Source organism: Streptomyces sp. adm13(2018), from assembly GCF_008042145.1.
Lineage (GTDB): Bacteria > Actinomycetota > Actinomycetes > Streptomycetales > Streptomycetaceae > Streptomyces.
Genome location: NZ_RDBH01000265.1, coordinates 1 through 3,921 on the forward strand (window position 1 = coordinate 1; position 3,921 = coordinate 3,921).

Genomic DNA, 3,921 nt, shown 5'->3' on the forward strand with positions numbered 1-3,921 from the left:
GCCGCACAGGGGGCCGGTGTATCGCCGCATGGGCAGGGAAAAGGCCGGAGCCCCGCGCACGGGGAGTGCGCGGGGCTCCGGCCTCGGGGCCGAACAGGGGGGCAGGGGTCAGTGGTGGAACAGGCGCAGGCCGGTCCGGGCCAGGGCGATGCCGAACTCGCGGCAGGCGTCCTCGACGTCGCCGGAGCGGATCGAACCACCGGGCTCGGCGATGCTCGTCACCCCGTGCCTGCGGGCGTGGTCGACGTTGTCCCGGAACGGCAGCGAGCCGTCCGACACGAAGGACACCCCGGTGAGCTTCGCGAGCCAGGCGGCCCGCTCGGCGGCGTCCAGCGTGCCCGGCTCCGCCTCGACCGCCTCGCGGAAGCGGACGCGCTCGTCGTCGGTCAGATCGCCCTCGACGAAGCGGACCTGCCAGTTCACCCGGTCCTGGCGGCGGACGCCCGGCCGGAACTCCAGCGCCTGCGCCAGCGGGTGGCGTCGCAGCCACCAGGTGTCCACCTTGCCGCCGGCGAGCCGGGTGCAGTCCACCCGGGACTGCTGGCCCGCTCCGATCCCCAGGGTCTGCCCGTCCCGCACGTAGCAGACCGAGTTGGACTGGGTGTGGCGCAGCACGGCCAGGCCCAGCAGCAGGTCGGACCGGGTCTCCTCGGAGAGGGATCCCACGTGCACCTCGTCCAGGAGGTCCCCGGAGAGCTCGACCCGGTCGCGCTCCTGCACCAGGCGGAGGCCGAAGACGTCCCGGGACTCCTCCTCCGGCGGCTCGAACGCCGGATCGGCCTCCATCACCAGGAACGCGCCCTTCTTCTTCCCCGCCAGGATCTCCAGCGCTCCGGGGGCGTACCCCGGGGCCACGATCCCGTCCGAGACCACCTTGGTGAGGAGTTGGGCCAGCTCCACGTCCACCTCGTGCGAGACCGCCACGAAGTCGCCGTACGAGGACTTCGGGTCGGCGTCGCGGGCGCGCAGATAGGCGCTGGTCAGCTCGCCCACGGAGGCCGCGTCCACGCCGTACAGGCGAGCGGTCGCCTCGTCGACCCGGCCCGCGAGGGCGGCACCGGCGGGGGAGACGTGCTTGAACGACGCGGCGGCCGGCCGGCCCAGGGTCCGCGCCGCCTCCCGCACCAGCTGCCAGGAGTTCAGCGCGTCCAGGAGGTTGATGTACGAGGGGCGGCCCTGGAGCAGCCGGAGCGGCACCTGCTCCGGGTCCACGGGCACGGCCCGGGCCGTCGCCTGCTGGGGGTTGGTTCCGTAACGCATGTCCACGCCGGGTCTCCTCGGGTGCTGGGGAGGCTGGAGGGAGGACGCCCAGGCGGTCGACGTCGGATCCGGTGAGAGGCCGCTTCCCTGTGGTGCTCCACTCTCGCCAGTCACGACCGGGGGGATCGTAGCCGCGACCGCGGACGACCGGCAACGCGTGTTCGAACAGCGGTCGTTCACCGTTCGGCACGACGACCCGCACGACGACCCTCACCCACGTTTCGAAGGCGCGTTCATCAGTCCTCCCTTCCCCATGTCTCCGTTCACCCGTCCTCTCGGGCGAGCCGTGCCCGGTCCACCTTGCCGTGGGCGGTCAGTGGCAGGTCCGGGACGATCCGGACCTGCGGTGGCACCTTGTACTGCTCCAGCCGCTCCCCGAGCCCCGCGAGGAACTCCGGCAGCCCGAGCCCGGTCACCAGGAAGAGCCGGGCGGGCCGGGCGTCCGACGGGGGGAGTACGGCGGCCTGGGCGACGCCGGGGACGGCCAGCGCGGCCCGCTCGACCTCGGTGCCGCCGACCCGGAAGCCGTTCTGCTTGTACAGGTCGTCCCGGCGGCCCGTCACATGGAGGTAGCCGTCCGTGTCCACCCATCCGTAGTCGCCGGTCCACAGCTCGGGCGTGCCGTCGGGGCGGACCGGGAACCGGGCGGCGCTCGCCTCGGGGGCGTTCCAGTAGCCGGCCATCAGATGCGGCCCGCGCACCACGATCTGCCCCTCGGTCCGCGGCGGGACCTCCCGGCCGGCGTCGTCCACGATCACGCAGCCGGTCCCGGTCAGCGGCCGACCGACCGAGCCGGGCCGGTCCGCCCGTTCCCCGGGCGTCAGGATCGACACGCGCTTGCACTCGGTGAGCCCGTACATCAGGGCGATGTCTGCGCCCGGCAGCGCTCCGAGCGTCGCCTCGACGAGCGGCTCGGGGAAGGCCGCGCCGGTGCTGGTCACCAGTCGCACCCGCTCCGGCCCTCCACCGGCCCGTTCGGCGAGCCGCACCAGGACCGAGGCCATCGCCGGCATCAGGGGCAGGACCGTGGCGCCGCTGTCGGCCACCGCGCGCAGCAGGCGCGGTCCGGTGTCGGCGGGTGACGGCAGGACCAGACAGGCCCCCGCCAGGGTGGCGAGGAAGACCTGGTAGAGCCCGTAGTCGAAGGAGAACGGCAGGGGGCAGAACACGGTGTCGTCGGCGCGGTAGCCGAGCCGTGCGGCGACGGCGTGGACGGCGAACAGCATCGCCGTGTGCGGGGACACCACGGCCTTGGGCGCGCCCGTGCTCCCCGAGGTGTAGATGAGGGCGGCCGGCCGGTCCGGGTCGTACGGCGGTTCCGGCAGGTCGTCGCCGTCCGTCCCGGGATCCGGTACGGCCAGGGGGACGACCGGCACCCCGGAGTCCTGGTGCAACGCGGCCTGGTCCGGGGCCACCAGGGCGAGGACCGGGGCGCAGTCCCGGACGACGTGGTCCAGTTGGGGCCGCCGGATGCCCGGGTGCAGCGGCACGAGCACCGCGCCGGCCCGCGAGCAGCCGTAGACCGCCGCGGCGAGCGCGAGCGAGTTCGGTCCGTGCAGCAGGACCCGGTCGCCGGGTCGCACTCCGTGCCGGGCCAGGAGGGCGGCCACCGCCTGGGCGGCACGGAGGAGTTCGCCGTAGTCGTGCCGCCCGTCGGGGGCGGTCACGGCGGGTGCCGAGGGCGTGACGGCGGCCCGGTGGGAGAGGAGGTCGTGCAGGCGGACGGCGTCGGTGTCCCGCGGGTGCGTCGCGGTCACGCCGGCACCTCCTCGCGAGTGCGCAGCGAGGCGCCGCAGGGCGTTCCGTTGTGGGTGACCGGCCGCAGGGGTGTCCCGCCGAGCCGGTGGAAGAGTCCGACGGGGGCCAGCGTCGGCGACCACAGCTCCGCCCCCGGCACGCCCCAGGCCCGGAGCGCCTTCGGCAGCAGCGGGTCCACCGGGTACCAGACTCCGTCCACCCGGCACTCCGCCCAGGTGTGGGTGGAGGAGAAGGGGACGGCGACGAGGAGGCCGCCGGACAGTCGCGCCTCGATGCCCCGCGCGTGGGCGGCGTCGACCAGGACGCGGCTCATCAGGACGCAGTCGGCGATGCCCGCGCGGTCCAGGAGGTCCGGCTCGGCGGCCGCGTCGCCGGGCAGCAGGTAATAGTCGATCTCCCGGAACTCGGCGCACAACTCAGCCAGTGCAGGCGGCAGTTCGCGCGGACCTCCGGTGCCGCCCAGGGTCAGCGAGGCCAGCACCCGCTGGGGCTCGGGCCCGGTCTCGAAGACACCGCCGGCCCCGCCGTCGCCGAGGTCGACCTTATAACGGCACGCGCCTTCGTGCCCCGGTTCCGGGCAGCCGACGGTGACGTCGACGCGATGCGCGAGCGGCGTGCCGGGCGCTGTGAGCCGGCGCAGGGCGCGCAGCCAGAAGGCCATCACGGCGCGCCGGGCGGAGGGGAGTCGGAGGTGGAGCGAGAGGGAGGCGATGTCGTTCTCGTCGAAGAGCGGCCCGTCGGGCGTCTCCCGTCGAGGGAGCCCGAGGCCGGTCAACTCGTCGACGAGCGGGGTGCTCATCCCGTACTCCTTCTCCAGCGCGGGGAGCGGCAGCCGGAAACGCCGACGGGACGCGGGGATGGTGAGCAGCGGGGCGAGGACCCGCGCCGGGGTGGGGAGCTCCG

3 protein-coding genes and 1 riboswitch are annotated in these 3,921 nt (G+C 74.5%); all 3 genes read right to left on the reverse strand.

Annotated features, from left to right (window positions below; genetic code table 11):
- Positions 1 to 108: 108 nt before the first annotated feature.
- The gene (locus tag EAO70_RS36410) at positions 109 to 1,260 is read right to left on the reverse strand and encodes a phosphoribosylaminoimidazolecarboxamide formyltransferase (protein ID WP_148007059.1); all 1,152 of its coding nucleotides are present in this window, start codon (positions 1,258 to 1,260) and stop codon (positions 109 to 111) included.
- Positions 1,261 to 1,299: 39 nt separating this feature from the next.
- Positions 1,300 to 1,384: riboswitch (ZMP/ZTP riboswitch) on the reverse strand.
- 139 nt (positions 1,385 to 1,523) lie between these two features.
- Positions 1,524 to 3,017, reverse strand: coding sequence for a class I adenylate-forming enzyme family protein (locus EAO70_RS36415; RefSeq protein ID WP_222723517.1), 1,494 nt, complete (start codon positions 3,015 to 3,017; stop codon positions 1,524 to 1,526).
- Positions 3,014 to 3,921: transglutaminase domain-containing protein (locus EAO70_RS36420; protein WP_222723518.1), on the reverse strand; the 908-nt coding region annotated here is incomplete at its 5' end. The genes EAO70_RS36420 and EAO70_RS36415, both read right to left, overlap by 4 nt.